The 4117-nt window shown below is 65.0% G+C and carries 2 protein-coding genes; both read left to right on the plus strand.

Annotated elements, in window-relative coordinates; translation table 11 throughout:
* The first annotated feature begins 571 nt into the window (after positions 1–571).
* Complete coding sequence (locus ACWD1Z_RS36640; protein ID WP_451125130.1) at positions 572–3574, plus strand: RHS repeat-associated core domain-containing protein; 3003 nt, start codon at positions 572–574, stop codon at positions 3572–3574.
* 113 nt (positions 3575–3687) lie between these two features.
* The gene (locus tag ACWD1Z_RS36645) at positions 3688–3867 is read left to right on the plus strand and encodes a hypothetical protein (protein ID WP_451125132.1); all 180 of its coding nucleotides are present in this window, start codon (positions 3688–3690) and stop codon (positions 3865–3867) included.
* Positions 3868–4117 lie beyond the last annotated feature (250 nt).

Below are 4117 nucleotides of genomic sequence, written 5' to 3' on the forward strand. Positions count from 1 at the left end.
GCTATGAACGCAAGGCCGAACACTTCCTGGCCTTCACAGCCATCGCCTGCACCCTCATCTGCTTCCGCAGGCTCGCCAATTGAGACGACCTCTAAGAGGCAGGGCTCATTCCGCCGCCAATGGGACGGACGTTGCAGGGCATGCCTGTCGGTCCATGCGGTTCACGTGACAGGTTGTGCTGCCGAGGTGACCGTACGGGGCACTGGTCCTGTCTGACTTCCTGTGGGGGAAGCCGATGCATTCACGTACTGGAAGCACGTCGCTGCGACGTGCCCGACGAACACACAGAACCGTTCTCATATCCGCGATCACGACTGCCGCTCTGGTGGCTGGCGTGGCACCGGGGTTAGCCGCGGCGCCGCAGGCGGAGTTACCGGCGCCGGAGAGTCCGTGGACGAAGCCGACGAAGGTGGAGGCTCCCGCGACGCCGGCCGGGTCGGTGAAGGCGCCGGCGTCGGAAGCGGAGGGCAAGCCGTCAGCGGAGGTTGCCGCGTGGCGGGCGGCGCAGGAGGCCCGCGCGAGCGGTGAGACCACCGCACAGGGTGGGGCGGCCGATGGCGATGCTGAGGCCTTGGCCTTCGTACCCGAAGGGCAGGGAGATGTGCCCTGGCACCGCGTCCTCGACACGCGCTTGTGCGATGCGCTGGTGGCGCGGGTGAACGTCTCCAACGGCAACCTGTTGCTCGCCGCGACCGACTTCGACATCGCCGGTGTCGGCCAGAAGCTGCAGCTGACGCGGACGTACAACTCCCTCGAAGCGCCGTGGGGGAAGGTGTCGCAGCGCTGGTGGCAGGGCTACGAACGCTACCTCCAGGTCGGCGAGGGTGAGGTGGCTGTCTATGACGCCACCGGGGCCGCTGTGCGGTTCAAGTCGACGAGCACCGGCGGCTACACCACCCCGGCCGGCTACTCCAAGGACCTGAAGAAGAACGCCGACGGCACCTACACCCTCACCGACCGCAAGTCGGGTTCGAAGGACACCTTCAACGCCCTCGGCACGCTGACCAGGGTCACGGATAAGAACAACGGCACGATCACCGTCGACCAGCACGACGAGACCGGCGAGCACAAGGGCTTCAAGCTCACCGAGACCCGCTCCGGCCGGTGGATCGATCTGACCAAGACCTACCCCAACCAGTGGCAGGCCAAGGATCACACCGGCCGCACGGCTGTCTTCGACCTGGACGCCTCCGGCAACCTGGCGAAGGTCACCGACACCAACGGCAAGGCCACCAGCTACGGCTACGACTCCTCCCGGCGCCTGACGAAGGTGACCACCCCCGAGGGCACCATCACCCTGTTCACCTACGACAGCCACAACCGCGTCACCTCCACGCAACGCGTCACCGACGTCGTGAGCGGCGTTCACACGGGCCCCACCTGGCGCTACGCCTATACGGCGGCCACCCCGGCCGACGCGGGGACCACGACGGTCACCGACCCCGACGGGGATGCCACCCAGTACCTGCACAACGCCGACGGCGAGGTCACCAAGGTCACCGACGCCCTGGGCCACTCCCGCCATTCCCGGTACACCAACCGCCTCCTGCAGACCGCGGTCGACGCGATGGGTACGGGAGCGGACGGCACGGGCGGCAACACCACCACTTACGGCTGGGACGCCCGCAACAACGCCGTCTCTCAGAAACTGCCGATGGGCGCGACCGCGTCGGTGACGGCGTACCAGACCATTGCGGGCACCGACCTGCCCAACGACTTCACCTCCGCCGACGGCCGCAAGGACTCCTACACGTACGACACCAACGGCAACACGATGTCGGTGACCACGTCCGGCACCGCCGGCGCCACCCGCAGCTACACCTACAACAAGACCACCCCCAGCTGCGGCGGTTTCGAGGGCCAGCGCTGCACCGCCAAGGACGGCAACGGCAAGGTCACCTCCTTCACCTACGACACCAAGGGCAACCTGTCGAAGGTCACACCGCCGGCGCCGCTGGGGGAGAGCACCTACACCTATGACGCGCTCGGGAGGGTGAAGACGGTCACCGACGGACGTGCCATCCAGAGCGTCTACACCTACGACAACCGCGACCGCGTGACGACGGTGTCCTCCACGAACGCGACGGTCACCTACTCCTACGACGGCGACGGCAACGTCAAGTCCCGGACAGACGCCTCCGGCACCACCAGCTGGGACTACGACAAGCTCAACCGCGAAAAAGTCCGCACCCTGCAAAACGGCGCGCAGACCGCGCTGGCCTACACGCCGGGCGGCGAGGTCGACTACTACACCGACCCGACCGGGAAGACGGACTACACCTGGGACGACGCCGGCCGCCTGGACTACCTAGTGGATCCGGCCGGTAGGAAGACCGACTTCGACTACAACAACAACGACAAGCGCACCAAGACCGTCTACCCCGGCGGCACCACCCAGTCCTTCACCATCGACAAGAACGGCCGCCCCTCGGCCGTCAAGACCACATCCGGCACAACAACACTCATCGACCTCACCTACAGCTACGCCAGCGCGGGCAAGGACACCACCAAGATCCGCACCCGCACCGACAACACCACCAGCCGCAAAACGTCCTACACCTACGACTCCCAAGAACGCCTCTCCTACGCGCTGGAAACCGATGCGGCCGGCGCGCGGACTGCGTCGTGGCTGTACTGCTGGGACAAGGCCGGCAACCTCACCAGCCAGGACGGCAGCGCATCCACCTGCCCGGGCAGCTCGGTGTTCAACTACAACGACGCCAGCCAGCTGACCTCCCAGACTGGCTCGGCCACGCCGTGGTCCTACGACAAGCTCGGCAACGAAACAGCCGGCGGACGCGTCGCCACGACCGCGCGAACCAACGAGACATGGACAGACCACAGCCAGCTGTCCCGCATCACACAGGGCGGAACCACCTACGACCTGGTCCACGCGGGCACCGACAACGCTGAGCGGACCAAGCTGGGGTCCACGTGGTTCCACCACACCGCACTCGGCCTGGCGTCCACCACAACGAACGGCGTCGACACGGGATTCATCCGGGAACCGGCGGGCACGCTGAACTCCATGACGACTGGGGGGAAGTCCTACTACTACCTCACCGACGCCACCGGCAACGTGCTCGGTCTGGTGGATGACGCGGGCAAGCGCACGCACACCTACGCCTACGGCCCCACCGGCCTGCCCCGCGGCACCACCACCCAAGCCGTCCCCCAGCCGTACCGCTACAGCGGCACCTACCTCGACCCGACCGGCCTGTACAAGATGGGCCACCGCTACTACGACCCCCAACTCGGCCGCTTCACCCAACCCGACCCCTCCGGGCAAGAAAAGAACCCGTATTTGTACGCCGCGGGCGACGCCGTGAACAACACCGACCCTTCGGGTCTCGGGTGGCTCCAAGATTTCGGAGGATGGCTAAGCGATAACGAGAATATAATGGGAGCCCTTACGGGCTGCGCTGCTGGCGTTGGTGCCGCTTACGAAACGGGAATCGTTCCAACTGCCAGTGTTTTCTTCGGCCCAGTGGGAACGGTAGGTGCAGTACTTACCAGCTGTGCAGTAGGTGGCGCAATGGGTTACGCCGGAATGGACATCATCAGCTACGGGTAAGTACGGATTAGCTCAAATGCTGATGAGTGCCATCCTCTGTCGCGGCAGCGCGTAATCCGCTGCCGCGACAGAGTTCGCACGGGAAAGCTGATTCTGAGTGTGAGGGTTTGAAGATGAGCGATAAGGTCAAGCTGCAGGTCTTTTTCGTCGTGTCTCTGTTGATTTCGATCGCAGCTCTGGTGGCCGGTGTGGCTACAGGTGATGGGATGTATCTGTTCCTGGGGGGAATGGGATTGCTGGGGCTCTCCCTACTTTCCTTCGCGGCAATTCGAAGGAGGAAGGGTAGTGCCTGACGGCGCAGGCTGCGCTGATTCTGGCCCTCCAGGTCGACATAGTCAGGGCCATGGGCATCGCATCGCGTGCCCATGGCCTCTCGGCGTCACCCGGCTCATTTCGATAAGCTGGCGGGCACGCTGAATTCCATGACGACTGGGGGGAAGTCCTACTACTATTGATCAGAAACTCAAAGGGTTCTCTTCGAGGGTGTAGCGGACGTGGGGGCCGCCGAAGTAGCCGCGGACGATGTGGGGCTGGCGCTGGCGG

The organism is Streptomyces sp. NPDC002784, from assembly GCF_053592135.1.

Coding starts and splice junctions, on each gene's coding strand:
- ACWD1Z_RS36645 (WP_451125132.1), top strand. CDS start 3,688: ATGAGCGATAAGGTCAAGCTGCAGGTCTTTTTCGTCGTGTCTCTGTTG.